Annotated in this window: 21 protein-coding genes; 13 read left to right on the top strand and 8 right to left on the bottom strand. The window is 60.2% G+C overall.

The window, feature by feature from the left end; genetic code table 11:
• Window positions 1-65: 65 nt before the first annotated feature.
• From WC392_03725 to hypD, 9 genes are all read left to right on the top strand, one after another.
• The gene (locus tag WC392_03725; protein ID MFA5241469.1) at window positions 66-878 is read left to right on the top strand and encodes a nickel transporter; all 813 of its coding nucleotides are present in this window, start codon (window positions 66-68) and stop codon (window positions 876-878) included.
• Window positions 878-1,216 (top strand): hydrogenase maturation nickel metallochaperone HypA, encoded by a 339-nt coding sequence (hypA, locus tag WC392_03720; protein MFA5241468.1) that lies wholly within the window; start codon window positions 878-880, stop codon window positions 1,214-1,216. Before WC392_03725 ends, hypA begins: the two co-directional genes overlap by 1 nt.
• Before the next feature lie 81 nt (window positions 1,217-1,297).
• Window positions 1,298-2,089 carry a hydrogenase nickel incorporation protein HypB gene (hypB, locus tag WC392_03715; protein MFA5241467.1) on the top strand — a complete coding sequence of 264 codons (792 nt, stop codon included), beginning with the start codon at window positions 1,298-1,300 and terminating at the stop codon, window positions 2,087-2,089.
• 42 nt (window positions 2,090-2,131) lie between these two features.
• Window positions 2,132-2,464 carry a DUF4124 domain-containing protein gene (locus WC392_03710; GenBank protein ID MFA5241466.1) on the top strand — a complete coding sequence of 111 codons (333 nt, stop codon included), beginning with the start codon at window positions 2,132-2,134 and terminating at the stop codon, window positions 2,462-2,464.
• Window positions 2,439-4,808 (top strand): carbamoyltransferase HypF, encoded by a 2,370-nt coding sequence (gene hypF, locus WC392_03705; protein MFA5241465.1) that lies wholly within the window; start codon window positions 2,439-2,441, stop codon window positions 4,806-4,808. The genes WC392_03710 and hypF overlap by 26 nt, the downstream gene beginning before the upstream one ends.
• A gap of 58 nt (window positions 4,809-4,866) precedes the next feature.
• Entirely contained in the window at window positions 4,867-5,118 is a 252-nt protein-coding gene (locus WC392_03700) for a type II toxin-antitoxin system Phd/YefM family antitoxin (protein ID MFA5241464.1), read from the top strand.
• The gene (locus WC392_03695) at window positions 5,111-5,548 is read left to right on the top strand and encodes a putative toxin-antitoxin system toxin component, PIN family (protein MFA5241463.1); all 438 of its coding nucleotides are present in this window, start codon (window positions 5,111-5,113) and stop codon (window positions 5,546-5,548) included. The genes WC392_03700 and WC392_03695 overlap by 8 nt, the downstream gene beginning before the upstream one ends.
• Window positions 5,548-5,805: a HypC/HybG/HupF family hydrogenase formation chaperone gene (locus WC392_03690; protein ID MFA5241462.1), complete on the top strand. Its 258-nt coding sequence runs from the start codon at window positions 5,548-5,550 to the stop codon at window positions 5,803-5,805. The genes WC392_03695 and WC392_03690 overlap by 1 nt, the downstream gene beginning before the upstream one ends.
• Window positions 5,802-6,911, top strand: coding sequence for a hydrogenase formation protein HypD (gene hypD / locus WC392_03685; protein ID MFA5241461.1), 1,110 nt, complete (start codon window positions 5,802-5,804; stop codon window positions 6,909-6,911). Before WC392_03690 ends, hypD begins: the two co-directional genes overlap by 4 nt.
• A 149-nt stretch (window positions 6,912-7,060) precedes the next feature.
• On the opposite strand, the gene WC392_03680 is transcribed toward hypD, so the two are convergent.
• On the bottom strand, window positions 7,061-7,468 hold the full coding sequence (locus WC392_03680; GenBank protein MFA5241460.1) for a hypothetical protein: 408 nt from the start codon (window positions 7,466-7,468) through the stop codon (window positions 7,061-7,063).
• A gap of 322 nt (window positions 7,469-7,790) precedes the next feature.
• Here WC392_03680 and WC392_03675 point away from each other — a divergent pair, with 322 nt between their 5' ends.
• Together WC392_03675 and hypE are read left to right on the top strand one after the other, a co-directional pair.
• Entirely contained in the window at window positions 7,791-8,978 is a 1,188-nt protein-coding gene (locus WC392_03675; GenBank protein MFA5241459.1) for an ATP-binding protein, read from the top strand.
• 45 nt (window positions 8,979-9,023) lie between these two features.
• On the top strand, window positions 9,024-10,073 hold the full coding sequence (gene hypE / locus WC392_03670; protein ID MFA5241458.1) for a hydrogenase expression/formation protein HypE: 1,050 nt from the start codon (window positions 9,024-9,026) through the stop codon (window positions 10,071-10,073).
• 31 nt (window positions 10,074-10,104) lie between these two features.
• Here the strand turns inward: hypE and ftsX are convergent, their stop codons facing one another.
• From ftsX to yihA, 7 genes are all read right to left on the bottom strand, one after another.
• Window positions 10,105-11,007 carry a permease-like cell division protein FtsX gene (ftsX, locus tag WC392_03665; protein ID MFA5241457.1) on the bottom strand — a complete coding sequence of 301 codons (903 nt, stop codon included), beginning with the start codon at window positions 11,005-11,007 and terminating at the stop codon, window positions 10,105-10,107.
• Window positions 11,004-11,657 carry a cell division ATP-binding protein FtsE gene (gene ftsE / locus WC392_03660; GenBank protein ID MFA5241456.1) on the bottom strand — a complete coding sequence of 218 codons (654 nt, stop codon included), beginning with the start codon at window positions 11,655-11,657 and terminating at the stop codon, window positions 11,004-11,006. The genes ftsX and ftsE overlap by 4 nt, the downstream gene beginning before the upstream one ends.
• Window positions 11,654-13,129, bottom strand: a complete 1,476-nt coding sequence (gene trpE / locus WC392_03655) for an anthranilate synthase component I (GenBank protein MFA5241455.1) — start codon at window positions 13,127-13,129, stop codon at window positions 11,654-11,656. Before trpE ends, ftsE begins: the two co-directional genes overlap by 4 nt.
• 117 nt (window positions 13,130-13,246) lie before the next feature.
• On the bottom strand, window positions 13,247-13,936 hold the full coding sequence (locus WC392_03650; protein MFA5241454.1) for a phosphoglycolate phosphatase: 690 nt from the start codon (window positions 13,934-13,936) through the stop codon (window positions 13,247-13,249).
• A gap of 6 nt (window positions 13,937-13,942) precedes the next feature.
• Entirely contained in the window at window positions 13,943-14,275 is a 333-nt protein-coding gene (locus WC392_03645) for a hypothetical protein (protein ID MFA5241453.1), read from the bottom strand.
• An 8-nt stretch (window positions 14,276-14,283) separates the two neighbouring features.
• A complete protein-coding gene (gene rpe / locus WC392_03640) occupies window positions 14,284-14,970 on the bottom strand; it encodes a ribulose-phosphate 3-epimerase (GenBank protein MFA5241452.1) in 687 nt (228 codons plus the stop codon).
• A gap of 106 nt (window positions 14,971-15,076) precedes the next feature.
• Window positions 15,077-15,688, bottom strand: a complete 612-nt coding sequence (gene yihA / locus WC392_03635; GenBank protein ID MFA5241451.1) for a ribosome biogenesis GTP-binding protein YihA/YsxC — start codon at window positions 15,686-15,688, stop codon at window positions 15,077-15,079.
• A 94-nt stretch (window positions 15,689-15,782) separates the two neighbouring features.
• Between yihA and WC392_03630 the strand changes: the two genes are divergently transcribed.
• Both WC392_03630 and WC392_03625 read left to right on the top strand, forming a co-directional pair.
• Window positions 15,783-16,403, top strand: a complete 621-nt coding sequence (locus tag WC392_03630) for a c-type cytochrome (protein ID MFA5241450.1) — start codon at window positions 15,783-15,785, stop codon at window positions 16,401-16,403.
• A 76-nt stretch (window positions 16,404-16,479) separates the two neighbouring features.
• A complete protein-coding gene (locus WC392_03625; GenBank protein MFA5241449.1) occupies window positions 16,480-18,525 on the top strand; it encodes a cytochrome c biogenesis protein ResB in 2,046 nt (681 codons plus the stop codon).

Below are 18,525 nucleotides of genomic sequence, written 5' to 3'. Positions count from 1 at the left end.
CGCAACATAATGTGCTCTGCCCCGTGAGCCCCGTGGTTAACTGATTTTTCTGGGATAATAAATTTATGGAACAGCTTCCCGCCAATTTTTCCGCCCTGCTGGCGCTGGTTTTCGCGCTCGGCATGCGGCACGGCTTCGATCCCGACCACCTTGCCACCATCGACGGCCTGACTCGCTTCAACGCGGCCGCGCAGCGGCGCATCAGCCGCTGGTGCGGCTTCCTGTTTTCGCTCGGGCATGGCGTCATCGTCATGGCGGTGGCCATCGGCGTCGGCGTGCTGGCGCAGGCCTGGCAGGTTCCGCTCTGGCTGGAAGATGCGGGCGCCTGGATTTCGATTATTTTCCTCACCCTGCTGGGTTTTCTGAACCTGTCGGCAGTACTCAAAACCGCCCCGGATCAGGTGGTGCGCCCGATCGGGCTGAAGGGCCGCCTGTTCGCGCGCCTGCAGCATGCCAGCCACCCCGCGCTGATCGCCCTGGTCGGCGCCCTGTTTGCCCTGTCTTTCGACACCATGAGCCAGGCCGCGCTGTTTTCCGTTACCGCCGCCGGCCTGGGCGGATGGGAGTATTCTCTGTTGATGGGCGGAACCTTCATGGCCGGCATGATGGTGACCGACGGCATCAACGGCCTGTGGATTTCGCGCCTCATCCAGCGCAGCAGCCAGATGGCCTGCCTGGCCTCGCGCATCATGAGCCTGTCGATCGCCTCCCTGAGCCTGCTGGTGGCGGCTTTCGGCGCCGCGAAATATTTTTCGCCCGCGGTCGAGGCCTGGAGCGAGGGGCGTGAAATGGTGCTGGGATTTGTCGTCATTGGTGTGGTGGCGGGCAGCTTCCTGCTTGCGCTGCGCCTGTCCCGGCCCTTGCCGGCTGATGCCTGATGCATGAAATGTCGCTCGCCGAGAGCGTGCTGGAAATCATCGAGAACAGCGCCGCACAACACGGCTGCACGAAAATCCACAGCGTATGGCTGGAAATCGGCCAACTCGCCGGGGTTGAAGTGGAAGCCATGCGCTTCTGCTTCGATGCCGTGACACGCGGCAGCATCGCCGAGGGCGCGCAGCTGGAAATCATCGAAACTCCGGGGATGGGACGCTGTCTGAACTGCGGCAAATCGATCCATCTGAACGAGCGTTATGATCTTTGTCCCGAGTGCGAAATGCCGGTGGAAGTCACCGGCGGCACGGAAATGCGGGTCAAGGAACTGGAAATGACATAAACCCGGATTATCCATTGGAGCGCGCATTCATGCCGCGGCATTTTGGCTCTAATGAACCATCCCGGACAAACGGAGAACACGATGTGTACAAGCTGCGGTTGCGGTGGCGGTGAACTGAAAATCGGCGGCAAGCCACACCGCCACGATCAGGGCGAGTTGCGTTTCCGCCGCCCCAATCATGAGCATGGCCATGAGCACAGCCACGAACATAGCCATGGCGAATCCTTGCGCCGGGTACGGGTCGAGCAGGACATCCTGGCCAAGAACAACGCCTATGCTGCCCAGAATCGCGGCTATTTTGCCAGCCACGGCATTTTTGCCCTCAATCTGGTTTCCAGCCCCGGCTCCGGCAAGACCACCCTGCTGACCCGCACCATCGAGGGCTTAAACGGCAAGGTGCCGGTAGCGGTGATCGAAGGCGACCAGCAGACCAGCTTCGATGCCGAGCGCATCCGCGCCACCGGCGTGCCCGCCATCCAGATCAACACCGGCAAGGGCTGCCACCTCGACGCCCACATGGTGGAGCATGCGCTGCAAGAGCTGAAACCGGCCGCCCACAGCCTGCTGTTCATCGAGAATGTCGGCAACCTGGTATGCCCCGCCAGCTTCGACCTGGGCGAAGCGCACAAGGTGGTGATCCTGTCCGTCACCGAAGGCGAGGACAAGCCGCTCAAATACCCCGACATGTTCGCCGCCGCCGGCCTGATGCTGCTCAACAAGGTCGATCTGTTGCCCTATCTATCCTTCGATGTGCAAAAATGCGTCGAATACGCGCGGCGGGTCAACCCCCGCATCCGCGTGATCCTCACCTCCGCCACCAGCGGGGAGGGCATGGATGAGTGGCTGGGTTGGCTGCGAGCTCGCGGGGCGTAATAATGCCAGGAATTGATAGCGTTCAGAGGAGAGGAAGAAGAGATGAAAGCATTGCTCTTGATCGGCATGATAGCCGTGGTTGTTCCGGCTCAGGCCGATGTCTACAGATGCCAGGATGCGGGCGGCAAAACCGTGTACCAGGAAACACCCTGCGAGAAGGCAAACCTGACGACAGTAAAAAAACTTGCCAAGCCGGTGGGCGAACCCTCCCAGGAAGCCATAGAAAAAGCCCAGGCGGAATCCAGGACCCTCATTCAGAGCTATAACGAACGCAAGAAGGCCGAGCAGGAAGCGGCAAAAAAAGAAAAAGAACCGCAGAAAACCGATCCGCAGAAAACGGCCCAGCCGGTTGAGCGCGGGGCTGGTGCAGAATAGCGGCCATCCCGCACAACCGGTCGCCACAAGCATCCGCGTGCGCGGCCAGGTCCAGGGCGTCGGCTTCCGCCCCTTTGTCTATCGCCTCGCGTGCGAACTCGGTTTGGCCGGCTGGGTGCGCAATGATGGTGATGGGGTGGAAATCGCCGTTCAGGGTGAAAGAACCGCCATCAGCGGCCTGCTCCGCCGCCTGAAATCGGACGCTCCGCCCCTGGCCCGCGTCACGGCTGTAGAAGCAACAGAAAACGCCGCATTTTCTCCCCTTCAGGGTTTTTCCATACAGGAGAGCCAGGCCGGCCCGGCCCGTACTGGCATTGCACCCGACACCGCCACCTGCCCTGCCTGTCTGGCCGAACTGTTCGACCCGGCCGGCCGCCGCTACCGCTACCCCTTCATCAACTGCACCGGCTGCGGCCCGCGCTACACCATCACGCGCCACCTGCCTTACGACCGCCCGTACACCAGCATGGCCGGTTTCCCGCTGTGCCCGGCATGCAACCAGGAATACCGCGACCCCGAAACGCGCCGCTTCCACGCGGAGCCCAACGCCTGTCCGGTATGCGGCCCGCGGCTTTCCATGCGCGACGCCGCTGGGCGGATCATCGGCACACAGGACGTCATCGCAGCAAGCGTGTCTTTGCTCAAGGCAGGGAAAATCCTTGCCCTCAAGGGGCTGGGCGGCTTCCACCTCGTCTGCGACGCGCGCAATGCCGAGTCTGTAGCCACACTGCGCAAACGCAAGCAGCGCGAAGAAAAACCCTTCGCCGTGATGGCGGCCAATCCCCTTTCCCTGAAATCACTGGTGCAAATGAGCGAAGCAGAAACCGGGTTGCTGCAAACCAGCGAACGGCCTATCGCGCTGCTGCGCAAGCAGCCGGGCTGCGACGATGCTTTGCCGGATATCGCACCAGGCATTGCCTGGCTGGGGGCGATGCTGCCCTACACGCCGCTCCACTATCTGCTGTTCCACGAAGCGGCAGGAAAACCATCCGGCACAGCCTGGCTGGAACAACCGCAGGAGCTGCTGCTGGTCATGACCAGCGCCAACCCCTGTGGCGAACCCTTGGTAATCGATAACGATGAAGCATTGGCGCGTTTGGAGGGCATTGCTGACGCCTTCGTGCTGCATGACCGCGATATCGTGGCACGCTGCGACGACAGCGTGGTAAGAAACGCCACCGCCGTCACACTTCACACTTCACCCTTCACGCTTCACTCCCCGTTCCAATTCATCCGCCGCGCCCGCGGCTACACCCCGCGCGCCATCCTCCTGCCCCGCTCCGGCCCCTCGGTGCTGGCCTGTGGCGGCTGGTTCAAGAACACGATATGTCTGACGCGCGGCAACGAGGCCTTCGTTTCCCAGCATCTGGGCGACCTCGACAACGCCTCGACCTGCGAGGCGCTGGAGGAAACCGTGGCGCACCTGATGAACGTACTGGAAATCCAGCCCGAAATCGTCGCCCATGATCTGCATCCGGATTTTCACAGTAGCCGGTTTGCGGTGGAATTCGCCACCGAACGCGGCATACCGGCTGTCGTGGTGCAGCATCACCATGCCCACATCGCCGCCGTTCTGGCCGAGCATGGCATCGACGAACCCGCATTGGGGCTGGCGCTGGATGGAGTTGGCCTGGGCACGGATGGCACTGCCTGGGGGGGCGAGTTGCTGCGGCTTGAAGGCGGACGTTTTGAGCGCCTCGGCCATCTGGCACAGCTGCAACTTCCGGGCGGCGACCGCGCCGCGCGCGAGCCTTGGCGCATGGCGGCCAGCGCGCTCCACCAATTGGGCCGGGGAGAAGAAATCAGCCGGCGCTTCGCCATGCCTGCCGCCGCTATGCTATGCCAGATGCTGGACAAGGGCGTCAATACGCCCTCCACGTCGAGCTGCGGACGCCTGTTCGATGCGGCAGCAGGTTTGCTGGGGATCAGGGACACGGCCAGCTTCGAGGGGCAGGCGGCCATGCTGCTGGAAGGGCTGGCGGAAACGCATGGTGCGGTGGCGCCCATGCACAACGGCTATTCGCTCGCAGCAGACAGCCAGCTGGATTTTCTCCCCCTGCTCGGCGCGCTGGCCGGCAACCCCGGCGCGGCCTACGGTGCGGCGCTGTTTCATGCTACCTTGGCAAACGGGCTGGCGGCATGGGTGTTGCAGGCCACACAGCGAAGCGGCATTACCATCGTGGCATTGGGTGGCGGCTGCTTCCTCAACGCCATCCTCAGCCGGAATTTGCGCGACGCGCTGTCAGAAGCAGGGTTGCGCGTTCTGGAAGCGCACAAGGTGCCGCCCAACGATGGCGGCCTGAGCCTGGGGCAGGCGTGGGTAGCAATGCAGAACAAGCATTGATTGTCCATTTTGTCTATTTTATACTTTATCGATCCCATCTCCCGCAAGGAACCACGACATGCGCACCATCTCTGCCACCGAAGCCAAACAGGGGCTTGCCAGCGTTCTGGACGCGGCCCTGCGCGAGCCAGTCGTGATTCAGCGCCAAAAACGCAATGTTGCCGTCGTTCTGTCCATGCAGGATTACGAACGCCTGACGCGCCTTAACGTGCGTGAATTCCAGCGCTTTTGCGACCGCGTGGGCAATGATGCACAGGCCAGGGGGTTAACGGAAGAAGGCTTGAACCAGTTACTCGCAAACGATGACTGAATTCCGCCTGGTCGTTGATACCAATGCCTGGATCAGCCGCCTGCTGCTTCCCGGAAGTACAGCCGCACTGGCGGTGGACCGGGCGCTGACGCTGGGGCGGGTACTGGTTTCCGAGGCGACGCTGGACGAACTGGCAGAAGTGCTGGCCCGCCCCAAATTCGACCGTTACGTGAGCCGGGCCGACCGGCGGGAGTTCATCCACCACCTGGCCGGAATCGTCGAAATCGTCCCCATCCTGAGCCGCATTCAGGCCTGCCGTGATCCAAAGGACGACTGTTTCCTGGAACTGGCGATCAACGGCCAGGCCAGCCATATCATCAGCGGGGACAAGGATCTTCTGGTGCTCGACCCGTTCATGCAGGTGCGCATCCTGGCCCCGGGGGATTTTCTGGCCGCAACGGATCAGGACATGGACTTGAGGAACAAATAATGTGTCTGGCAATCCCCGCCCTGGTGGCGGAAATTCTTGAAAACGACATGGCTGTCGTGGATGTGGGCGGCGTGCGCAAAACCATCTCCCTGGCGCTGGTGGACGGCGTGGCCGCCGGAGATTATGTAATCGTCCATGTGGGCTACGCCCTCAACCGCCTCGACCCGGAGGAGGCCGCCAAGACCCTGGCCCTGTTCGCCGAAATCAGCGCGGTACTGGACTCCTCACCCCTCACTCCTCACCCCTCACCAGAATGAAATACATCGACGAATTCCGCGACGGCGATCTGGCGCGCAAGCTGGCGGCGGACATCACGCGCGAGGTACAGCCGGAGCGCCGTTACGGCCTGATGGAGTTCTGCGGCGGGCATACCCACGCGGTCTACCGTTATGGTGTGCAAAACCTGCTGCCGCCCAACGTGAACCTGATTCACGGGCCGGGCTGCCCGGTGTGCGTGCTTCCCATTGGCCGGCTGGATTACGCCATCCAGTTGGCCCGCACCCCCGGCGTGATCCTCTGCACCTACGGTGACATGCTGCGCGTGCCGGGCTCGGGCGGCGTGAGCCTGCTCAAGGCCAAGGCGGGAGGCGCGGATATCCGCATGATCTACTCCAGTGCCGATGCGCTGAAAATCGCCCGGGAGCATCCAGCCCGTGAGGTGGTGTTTTTCGCCATCGGTTTCGAGACCACCACCCCGCCCACGGCCGTGGCCATTCTGCAAGCCGAAGCACAGGGGCTGCAAAACTTTTCCGTGATTTCCAGCCACGTCCTCACCCCGGCGGCGATCTCGGCCATCATGGGGAGCGGAGAAGCCAGGGTGGACGGCGTGATCGGGCCCGCACACGTTTCCACCGTAATCGGCAGCCGGCCCTATGAACCCTTCGCCACGCAATATCACCTGCCGGTGGTGATTGCCGGATTCGAACCGCTCGACGTGATGCAGGCGATCCTGATGCTGGTGCGGCAGTTGAACACGGGCCGCGCCGAGGTGGAAAACGAATTCACCCGCGCCGTGTCGCGCGAGGGAAATCTCAAGGCACAGCGGCTGGTGGCCGAGGTGTTCGAAGTGCGCGATGAGTTTGAATGGCGCGGCCTGGGCGTGGTGCCGCACAGCGGCCTCGCCATCCGGCCACGCTTTGCAGCTTTCGACGCCGAAAAACGTTTCAAGCTGACTTACCACCCGGTGGCCGACAATCCGGCCTGCGAATGCAGCGCCATCATCCGCGGGGTGAAAAAGCCGCTGGACTGCAAACTGTTCGGCAGCGTCTGCACACCGGAAAACCCGGTTGGCTCGTGCATGGTTTCATCGGAAGGGGCCTGCGCCGCCCATTACAGTTATGGACGGTATCGGGATGGGCAATAACAGGATTGATGAATCGCCTCGCCTGGTTGCCGCTGAAGTGACATAACCGGTCAGATGATTCACCTAGAATGACAGGCCGCAATATCGAAACAGCCGGTCATTTTAATCAAAAATTACTGGGGGGTTTCAGCGTAGTAGTTAGTCGGCAATTAGTGCTGAATGATCTCGACACCGGTGATTCTGCCCTGATTGTTAAAGTAAATGTGCAAATCATCGTAGTCCCAACCTAAGCCACTGCACATGCCGAGGATGTAACGATATTCACCTTCCGCTGTAAAATCTGGTTTACCTAGAAAACCCTCGACGAACTGTTTGGTCTCCCCTCGGCCAAGAAGGCGGTCGCGTATGTCAATTGCCATTCCTCCACGGTAGCAAGTTATGTCTTGTGCATCTGAAATGGGCGCATGCCACTTGGCCTGATCAAACTTCTCAGTCGAGAACACGCCGACGGAAGACCACCAAATGAAGGCGCCTAGCATTACAGCAACGAAAAACAGGAGCGCAGCAAAGATAATTGCAACGGCTTTGATGATTCGCCGGATTGTCGTCACTGGCATTTGGTTCGGCCCAATTTAATAATATACGCCCCCGATCAGTACTATTGATAATAATGAAGCGTGTAATTCCTTATTAATAAGTTGATTCTTAAGTGATTTTATTGGTTTTAGTATCCACGTGTGTCATATTACTGCAAATCAATGGCGACAGCGTAAAAGCAACAAATCGGATGGCTATAATTGAGCGTATTGCGGACCTTAGATAAGGCGATGAAGGCGCTTAAGGCTTGGTGCCAGGAGATGGCCCTATGCATATCTAACAATATCTATGCATGTCTATCTGTTTTTAGATAGAATCACGTAGAACTTGCTAGAGGCACCCATGGACCCGATCAACAACCCGTTTTCTCCCGGTGCGGGCGCGCCGCCGCCCGAGCTGGTTGGGCGTGACCCGCTGCTCGAACAGGCGCGCATCCTTCTGGGGCGCGTGAAGCAGAAGCGCCCGGAAAAGAGTCTGCTGCTGACAGGGTTGCGCGGCGTGGGCAAGACCGTGCTGCTGAACGAAATCGAGCGCATGGCGAAGGCCGCCGGTTATCAAACGATCCTGCTGGAAGCGCATGAGGAAAAGCCGCTGGGCGAACTCATCTATCCGGCGCTGCGCAGCCTGCTTTTCGAACTGGACCGGGCGGCCGGGGCGGGCAACAAGGTGAAACGCGGGCTGGCGGTGCTGCGCAGTTTTATCGGCGGCATCAAGTTGACGGTGGGTGATGTGGCGGTGGGGCTGGACATCGAGCCGGCCAAAGGCACGGCCGATAGCGGCGATCTGGAAATCGACCTGCCGAACCTGTTCGTGGCCATCGCCGAGGCGGCGGAAGAGCGCCACACCGCCGTTGCCATTCTGGTGGACGAAATCCAGTACCTGAGCCAGAAGGAGCTGGGCGCCCTGATCATGGCCATGCACAGGATGCAGCAGAAACAATTGCCCCTGGTGCTGCTCGCTGCCGGTTTGCCGGTTCTCCCCGGCATGGCGGGGGAGTCGAAGTCATATGCCGAGCGGCTATTCAATTTCCCGGACATCGGGGCCCTGTCGGAAGAGGATGCGGCCAAGGCGCTGCGCGACCCTGCTCACGAGGCCGGTATCGAGTTTCAGGATGATGCGCTAAGGGAAGTGTTTCGCCTGACGCACGGCTACCCCTATTTTCTGCAGGAGTGGGGATACCAGGCATGGAATATGGCAGCGGCGAGCCCCATCACCTTGCAGATCGTAAGGGATGCGACCGCGGAGGTGGTTCGGCGGCTGGACAGGAATTTCTTCCGGGTGCGTTTTGACCGGCTGACGCCCGGAGAAAAAAACTTCCTCCGCGCAATGGCGCACCTCGGCCCCGGCAGCCAGCGCACGGGGGACATTGCCGCGGCGCTGGGCACCTCCGTGAAGGGCATTGGTCCGGTGCGCTCCAAACTCATCAGGAAGGGAATGATTTACAGCCCGGCGCACGGCGACATGGCTTTTACCGTGCCGCTGTTTGACGAATTCATGGTCCGCGCGATTCCTCAATTCACGCCCGGCTGAAGGTCAATCGCGATATTTAATGGCCCTCTCTATCAAGGTAATCAAATGACCAAAATTCGCAGACGCTACATTCGTTCGCTGGACCTCGAACATGGCCGGGTGGACATGACGCACGGCAGCGGCGGCCGCGCCATGGCGCAAATGGTGGAAGAGCTCTTTCTCGCTGCTTTCGATAACGAATTTTTGCGCCAGCTCAACGACCAGGCCAGCTTCAGCGTTCCGGCTGGCCGCATGGTGATGGCCACGGACAGCCACGTGGTGACGCCGCTGTTTTTCCCCGGCGGCGATATCGGCTCCCTGGCCGTGCATGGCACCCTCAACGATGTCGCCATGTCGGGCGCAAAACCGCTTTATCTCTCCGCCGGCTTCATCCTGGAAGAAGGCTTCCCCCTCGCCGACTTGAAGCGCATCGTCGACTCCATGGCGGCGGCGGCCCGGGAGGCGGGCGTGCCTATCGTCACCGGCGACACCAAGGTGGTCGAGCGAGGTAAAGCGGATGGCGTATTCATCAACACCACCGGGATCGGCGTCGTGCCGGAGGGCATCCGCATCAGCGGCGAACTGGCGCAGCCGGGCGACCAGATTCTGCTGAGCGGTTTCATGGGCGACCATGGCGTGGCGGTCATGTCGCAGCGCGAAAATCTTGCCTTCAGCTCGGCCATCCTCTCCGATACGGCTTCCCTGCATGATCTGGTGGCGGCCATGGTGGCAGCCGTGCCCACGATTCATTGCCTGCGCGACCCGACCCGTGGCGGGGTCGCCACCACGCTCAACGAACTGGCACGGCAATCCGGCGTGGGCATGCTCATCCGGGAAAGCGCCCTGCCGGTGCGCGAAGCGGTCAGCGCAACCTGCGAATATCTCGGCCTGGACCCGCTTTATGTGGCCAACGAAGGCAAGCTGGTGGCTATCTGCAGTGCGCAGGATGCGCCATTACTGCTGGCAACCATGAAAAACCACCCCCTGGGCCGCGATGCCGCCATCATCGGCGAGGTGGTTGCGGACAGCCACAATTTTGTGCAGATGGAAACCTCTTTCGGCGGCAAGCGCATCGTGGACTGGCTAAGCGGGGATCAATTGCCGCGGATTTGTTGACCCAGGCTTCATCGCCCCGCTCACGCGGCTGCTAGTGGCGGGTAAGGTGAAAGTGGCGCAGAAAGTGGCTGACTGCAATATAGGCGCCGGCCCAGCCCAGGACGGCGGAAAAACCCAGCAGCACGACCGCATCTCCCGTGGCCAGCCCCTCCAGCCTGAAGGCCGAGCCATAGAGACTGCCAAGCCTGATTACGCTGACATTCAATATCTGGGTGCTGATGGCGATGATGGCCCACGCGGCCAGGCCGCCCAGCAGTCCCTGAAATGCGCCGTGGTAGAGAAAAGGCAGCCGGATGAAACGGTCGGTGGCGCCGATCAGCTTGCTGACCTCGATTTCTTCCTGCCGGGTAAGGATCTGCAAGCGGATAATGTTGCCCATGCCGGCAATCAGACCGAAAGCCAGCAACACGGCAAGCATGAAGGTTAGCTGCCGGCCCAGATCCAGCATGGCGTTCAGGCGCTTGACCCAGGCCGAGTCGAGTTCCGCGCTTTCCACGCCCGGCCATTTCGAAATTTCGCTGCGCAGCTTGTCCAGTTGAGCCGCATCATTTTCCAGGGCGGTAATGATATAAGCGTCAGGCAGGGGGTTGTTTGGCAGACCGGCGGTGAGGTCGCCCAGACCGTTGCTGGCAGTGAGCTCCTTGAGCGCGTGGTCGCGAGCGACAAAACGGAATGTCTTGATCGCAGCGTTACCCTTGAGTTGCTGTTCGATCTGGCGCTGCACCTCTTTACCGGCATCAAGTTTGAGAAACAGGCTGATTTGCGGCTGGGTTTCCAGCGTATCGCCAGCCTGGCCGAGGTTGGAGAGCAGCAGATAGAGCCCGGCCGGCAGGCTGAGGGCGATACCGATAACGCTGACCGTCACCAGGGTGGCAAGCGGCGTGCCGGCCAGCCGCCGCAAGGTGCCCATCAGGGTGCGCCAGTGGCGGTTCATGCTGCCAGGGTTCCGTGTTGCAGGTGCAGGGTGCGTTCGCCAAAACGTTCTATCAGGCGCTCGTCGTGGGTGACAATCAGCACGGTGACGCCAACCTGATTGAATGATTTGAACATTTCCAGAATATCGCCGGCATAAGCGCTGTCGAGGTTGCCGGTGGGCTCGTCCGCCAGCAGGATGGACGGGCGGTGGACAATGGCGCGGGCGATGCACAGGCGCTGCTGTTCACCGCCGGAAAGGGCGATGGGCATGGTTTTTTCGCGCTCCAGCAGCCCGACCTTGTCGAGCGCGGCGCGTGTGCGCTTGGCGGCCTCATTGCGATCAAAACCCGTAATCTCGAGCGGCAGCATGACATTGTCGAATACGCTGCGGTCATAAAGCAGCTTGTGGTCCTGAAAAATCAGGCCGAAGTTGCGCCGCAGGAACGGCACTGCGGCGCGACGAAGCTGGCTCAGATTCTGCCCGTTGATGATGATGCTGCCGCTGCTGGGAGGCTCGATGGCGGCAATCAGGTTGAGCAGCGTGCTTTTTCCCGCGCCGGAATGGCCGGTGACAAACACCATCTCGCCTTTTTCGATGGAGAAGCTGATGTTTTTCAGCGCCTCATAGCCGCCGGGGTAGCGTTTGCTGACCTGGCTCAGGCTGATCATCTTTCTTCCGTGCCCAGCCCGCCCAGCGCCAGTTCGGCGGCGCGCAGCACGGCGCGCGCCTTGTTGCGGGTTTCTTCCCATTCGCTCTGCGGGACGGAATCGGCCACCACGCCCGCGCCGGCCTGTACGAATAAAGTGCCATCCTTGATCACGGCGGTGCGAATCGCAATCGCCAGATCCATGTCGCCGTTATAGCCGAGATAGCCTACCGCGCCACCGTAAATGCCACGCTTGGTCGGTTCCAGTTCGTCGATGATTTCCATGGCGCGCACTTTCGGGGCGCCGGACAGCGTGCCTGCCGGGAAGGTTGCACGCAGCACATCCAGTGCCGAGACACCCGGCTTGCGCCGTCCTTCAACGTTGGAAACGATGTGCATCACATGCGAATAACGCTCGATCACCATTTTCTCGGACACCTGCACCGTGCCCGTTTCCGCAACGCGGCCCACATCGTTGCGTCCGAGGTCCATCAGCATCAGGTGCTCGGCCAGCTCCTTGGGATCACTAAGCAGGTCGGCCGCCAGGGCTTCGTCCTCCTCGCGCGTTTTGCCGCGCGGACGGGTGCCCGCGATCGGCCGGACGGTAACGGTATCGGATTCGAGTTGAACCAGAATCTCCGGCGAGGCGCCGACCACATGATGGTCGCCCATGTCGTAGTAGAACATGTAGGGGGAGGGGTTCAGCGTCCGCAGCGCCCGGTACAGGGAAAGCGGGGAGGCGGCATAGGGCTGGCTCATGCGCTGGGACAGCACCACCTGCATGATGTCGCCGTCGAAAATATAACGCTTGGCCTTTTCCACGGCGGCCTTGAAAGCTTCCTCGCCAAATTCCGATGTCGCCTGTTGCGGACCGGAAACCGCTGCCTCCGGAATTTCCACCGCCCTGCGCAGCATGCCGCGCAGCTCTGCAAGCCGCTGCTGTGCCAGGGCAAAGGCATTGGGCTGGCCGGGATCGGCGTAAACGATGAGATAGATCTTGCCGGAAAGATTATCCATCACCGCCAGCTCGTCAGACAGCAGCAGCAGGATGTCCGGCGCGCCAATGACGTCAGGCTTGACCACGGCGGCGAGCTTTTTTTCGACATAGCGAATGGTGTCGTAGCCGAAGTAGCCCGCCAGTCCGCCGGAAAAGCGCGGCTGGCCTGGACGCTCGGCCACTTTGAGGCGGGCCATGTAAGACTCGATGAATTGCAGCGGGTCAGAGCTTGCCGTACTTTCAAGAACAGCCTGGCCGCTTTCAACCGTGACCTGCTTTCCGCGTACCACGATGCGGGTTTTGGCGGGCAGGCCGATGAATGAATAGCGGCCGAAGCGCTCGCCGCCCACCACCGACTCAAGCAGGTAGGAATAGGGCTGGTTGGCGAGCTTCAGGTAAAGCGAAAGTGGCGTGTCGAGGTCGGCCAGCGTTTCCAGCGTGAGCGGGATGCGGTTGTAGCCTTCTGCGGCAAGACGGTTGAATTCCTGTTCGGTCATGATGTGGATTCCGTAAGTTTTACTGAAAAGGGGAATAGCTGGCGCTGCTTATTGCCAGGCACGCCATCGCCAGGAAAGCCCCGCGCTTTTCAGTTCAACTCGCCGATTATTCATGAATCAGATTTTCACCATCAGTTTTGTGGCTTCCAGCAGGCTGGGCACCACGGCATCAAGGTCCAGTTCTTCCACGCTGCGGCCACGGTTGTAGCCATAGGGCACGCAGAATACGTGACTGCCTGCCGCACGTGCAGCCTGGGTATCGTTGAGAGAGTCGCCGATCAGCAGCAGTTCGGACGGCTCGATCCCGAAATGTTTGCAGGCATGCTGCAGTGGCAGCGGATCCGGTTTGCGTTTGGGCAGCGAATCGCCGGAAAGGATCAGTTCGAAATAATCAAACAGGCCGGTGTCTTTCAGCAACGGCACGGTGAATTTTTCTGCCTTGTTGGTGATGCAGGCGAGGCGGTATCCCGCCGCTTTCATTGCTTCCAGGCCCTCGACCACACCCGGGAAAGGCCGGCTTTCGCGGCTGACCACCTCGGCATAGTGTTTTTCATAAATCGGCAAGGCCCTGGCGAACAGGGCCGCATCAGGCTCCGCATCCATCTCGCTGGTGAGCACTCGCTTCACCAGGCGGGAAACGCCGTTGCCGATGTATCCCGTGACAGTCGCCAGCGCCACCGGCGGCAGGGCAAGCTCCGCCGCCATGCGCGTAGCTGCCTCGGCCAGATCGGGCGCGGTGTGGAGCAGGGTGCCGTCGAGATCGATGACGACCGCCTTGAGGCGGATGGGAAAATTCGGTTTTGTCATGTATTTTTAGTGTTTCTCAGGTTGTTCTGCCGCAGGCTCGGCGGCCTGATCGCCCTCGGGCTTGGCTTCGCCCTCGGCTGCCGCCTCTTCGGCTGGTTTTTCCGTGCCGTGGGGGACTTCCTTCTTTTCCGTGTCGGCACGCTTCCAGCCAGTGAGAATGGAGGTGGGCGTATAGATGCTGTTTTCCTTCATGCAGTCTTCGGGCAGCTTGTCCGACAGGCGGCAGGCGAAGCCGATGGATTCGCCGTCCTTGCCTTTGTCGCCACCGCTCAGCATCTCGCAGCCAGCCAGCGGCAACGCCGCGGCCAGCAGCAAGAGTGGAACCGTGCGCCTGAACATGGTGGCGATTAAACCTTGGCCAGTTCGGCACGCATCGCGGCAATGATGGAGTCAAAGCGGTGTGGGTCGCTGTCCTTGGCGGCACCGAATACGGCAGAACCGGCGACAAAGGTGTCCACCCCGGCGCGGGCCACTTCCAGAATGTTGCCGGGACCCACGCCGCCGTCAATTTCCAGGCTGATGTCCAGGCCGCGCGCATCGATCATCTGACGGACCTTGCGGGCCTTGTCGAGCACATAGGGAATGAATTTCTGGCCGCCAAAACCGGGGTTGACCGACATCAGCAGCACCATGTCGAGCTTGTCCAGGGTGTATTCCAGCACATCCAGCGGCGTGGCCGGATTGAATACCAGACCGGCCTTGCAGCCATTTTCCTTGATCAGGCCGATGGTGCGGTCGACATGCTCTGAAGCTTCTGGATGGAAAGTGATGTAGGTGGCGCCAGCCTTGGCGAAGTCAGGGATGATGCGGTCCACCGGCTTGACCATCAGGTGCACGTCGATCGGCGCGGTCACACCGTGCTTGCGCAGGGCTTCGCATACCAGCGGTCCGATGGTCAGGTTGGGCACGTAATGGTTGTCCATCACGTCGAAGTGAACGATGTCCGCGCCGGAGGCGAGCACGTTGTCCACGTCCTGGCCGAGATTGGCAAAGTTGGCCGAGAGGATGCTGGGCGCGATACGATATTGAGGCATGATGATTCCTTAAAAAGGCGGGGAAATTTGCATTTTAACCCTAATTTGCCTTACGGGCGCAAGGGTGGCGCGATACGCACGAGTCCCAAACTCCGGATTCGGGACTTTACGTCAGGGCATCCTCGGCAGGCATCAGCCACTTGCCAATTACCCGCTCCGCCTCTTCCATACCCTGATGCTTGGGGCTGGAAAACAACTGAACGGTCGCGCCCGGGTAAATTTCCTGCAAATCCTTCTCCACCGCGCGCAACGTGGCGGTCGCCAGCTGGCGGGTCAATTTGTCCGATTTGGTCAGCAGCACATGGACCGGCTTTCCGGTAGGCTGGAACCACTCCAGCATCTGCCGGTCCAGGTCTGTCAAGGGGCGGCGCGCATCCATGATGAGCACCAGACCACACAACGAAGACCGGGTTTGCAAATAGGCGCTCAGCACCGAACGCCAGTGCAGGCGTATTTTTTCAGGCACCTTGGCGTAACCATAACCCGGCAGGTCCACCAGGTAGCGGTCCTCCCCCAGGCTGAAGAAATTGATCAGCTGGGTGCGGCCAGGTGTTTTGCTGACGAAAGCAAGCCGGTTCCGGTTGGACAGGGTGTTGATTGCACTCGATTTGCCCGAATTGGAGCGGCCGGCAAAAGCCACCTCGCGCCCGAACGGCGGGGGCAGATCGCGCAAATCATTGGCGGAAATATGGAACTGTGCGTGCTGAAGTAAAGCCATGGAAAAATTTTCTATCAAAGTGGCATGATAGCTTACTCTTGGTATAGAATTGTCAACTTTTATAGCTCAAAAGAACTGTCTAAGGAGTCGGAGAATGAAACAAACCATGGCGATGATGGCGATTGCGGGTGTAATGGCCGCATCTTCAGCGCTGGCGGAAACTGCCGCCAAGGGCGATCCTGCCAAGGCTCAACAGATCGCGACGACGGTTTGCGTTGCCTGTCACAATGCTGACGGCAATAGCACTGCACCTGCCAACCCAAAACTGGCCGGCCAGCATCCCGAATACCTCACCAAGCAACTGACCGACTTCAAATCCGGTGAGCGCAAAAGCGCCATCATGGCTGGCATGGTCGCCGCCCTGTCGCCGGAAGACATGAAAAACCTGGGCGCCTACTTCGGCCAGAATAAGGTCACTCCCGGCAGTGCCCAGAACAAGGATCTGATCGCCCTGGGCCAGAAAATCTACAAGGGTGGCAACCAGGCCAGCGGCGTACCCGCCTGCGCTTCCTGCCACGGCCCGAACGGTGCCGGCATTCCGGTTCAGTTCCCCTCGCTCCACGGCCAGCATGGCGAATACACTTTGGCCGAGCTGAAGAAATTCCGTAGCGGCGAGCGCGCCAACGATGCCGCAAAAATGATGCGCGTCATCGTCTCCAAGATGACGGATCAGGAAATGGCTGCCGTGGCGGAATACATCTCCGGCCTGAACTAAAGCAATCAACGGGCAACCGTAAACAGATAAGGGTGGCGCAAGTCACCCTTTTTTTGTCCGCACCAGTTTTCATATCGTGACCCAACCAAACCCATCACACCGCAATCTGGCTCATGGCCTGTATGAATTGCTGAGCTCGATGCGCTTTGCCATCAGCCTGCTCACCGTGCTGGCAATTGCTTCGGTCATCGGCACCGTGCTCAAGCAAAACGAGCCATACCCGAACTACATCATGCAGTTTGGCCAATTCTGGTTCCAGACTTTCGAAATGCTGGGTTTGTATGATGTTTATCACGCCAGCTGGTTCCTCCTCATCCTGGCGTTCCTGATTCTTTCCACCAGCCTGTGCCTTTATCGCAACACGCCGCTGATGCTGCGCGAGATGCGTTCTTTCCGCGAACACGCCACGGAAACATCGCTGCGGGCCTTTGCCCATCAGGCCGAATATGCCACAGCCCTGCCTGCGGCCACATTAACCCACCGGCTCGGCAACTATCTTCAGGGCCAGGGCTTCCGCGCCAAACTGGGCGCACCGAACGAGGGCGGGGATGTCTTGATTGCCGCAAAGGCCGGCAGCTACCACCGTATCGGCTACATACTCACGCACGCTGCCATTGTGGTGATTTGCCTGGGTGGTCTGATAGACGGCAATCTCCCCCTCAAGGCCCAGCAGTTGCTGGGCTGGAAAAAAATCGAAACCCGGGACATTCCACAGAACGAGGTCCCGGCTGCCAGCCGCCTGTCGCCTGCCAACCTGTCTTTTCGCGGTGGTGTGACCATTCCTGAAGGTGCGGGCGCGGATGTTGTCTTCATCCATATTGCCGACGGCTATCTGGTACAGGACCTGCCTTTCGACATCAAGCTGAATAAATTCCGGGTGGAACATTACCCCACCGGCCAGCCCAAATCCTTCGAGAGCGATATCACGCTGATCGACAAAACCACCCGGGAGAGCATTTCCCGCACCATCAGCGTCAACCATCCGCTGATTTACCAGGGGATTGCAATTTATCAGGCCAGCTTCGGCGATGGCGGCACGCGCCTGAAGATGAAGGGCTGGAGCCTGTTCAGTCCGAACCACCAGGCTTTCGACCTGAAGGGCGTGGTCAAGGAGTCCAGCCAGCTTTCCAACAACGACGCCACTTACACCATCGAATTTAGCGAATTCCGCAAATTCAATATCGAAAACTTTAATCATGAGGAGGGCGGTGCGGACGCCTGGGACAACCTGAACAAGTTCTTCCGGACCGGCAGCGCCAAGCGCGCGCAAAATGATTTGCGCAACGTCGGCCCCAGCTTCCAGTACAAGATCCGCGATGCCCAGGGCCAGGCGCAGGAGTATTTCAACTACATGCTGCCGATCCAGCTTGAAAATCGCTGGTACCTGCTCTCGGGCATGCGGATGGCGCCTAACGAGCCGTTCCGCTACATTCGTTTCCCGCTGGACGGGCAAAGCAAGATCGATGGCTTCATGCGCCTGCGCGCAGTGCTGCTGGACAAACAGGCCCACCCCGGAATCGCGCGCCACTTCGCCGAATTTGCCTTGCAGGGCGAGGCCATAGACCCAAAAGTGCTGGCCAAACTGGCGGACAGCACAACCAGGGTGCTCAATGTGTTTGCCAGTGGCGGATTTGAAGCCATGGCCAAATTCATCGAGCAAAGCGTGCCCGCTGCCGAACAGGAGAAAGCGGCCCAGACCTATGTCAAGATTCTCGAAAGCGCAACGCTCTCGGCCTGGCATGCCGCCCAGATCCGCGCAGGCCAGCCCGTCGCCATGGATGATGAAACCCGGCATTTCGTGCGTGACAGCCTCAGCACTGTCAGCGATCTGTTCGCCTACGGCGCACCGGTCTATCTCCAGCTCGCGGAATTCGAGGAGGTCATGGCGAGTGGTCTGCAATTGACCCGCTCCCCCGGCCAGAATATTGTCTACGGCGGGTGTGTTTTGCTGGTGCTGGGCGTATTCTTCATGTTCTATATCAGGGAACGCCGTATCTGGCTGCTGGTCCAACCACGACTTGGAACGGTGTTGTTCGCGACGTCCAGCAACCGCAAGACGATGGACTTCGAGCAGGAATTCAGCCGCCACAAGACGCATCTGGCTGCGCTGCTAAAGGAATGA

The sequence above is a fragment of the Sulfuricella sp. genome, assembly GCA_041651995.1.
Classification (GTDB): Bacteria; Pseudomonadota; Gammaproteobacteria; order Burkholderiales; family Sulfuricellaceae; genus Sulfurimicrobium.
The sequence above is the reverse complement of the archived record's forward strand: the minus strand, read 5'-3'. Positions and strand labels throughout refer to the sequence as shown.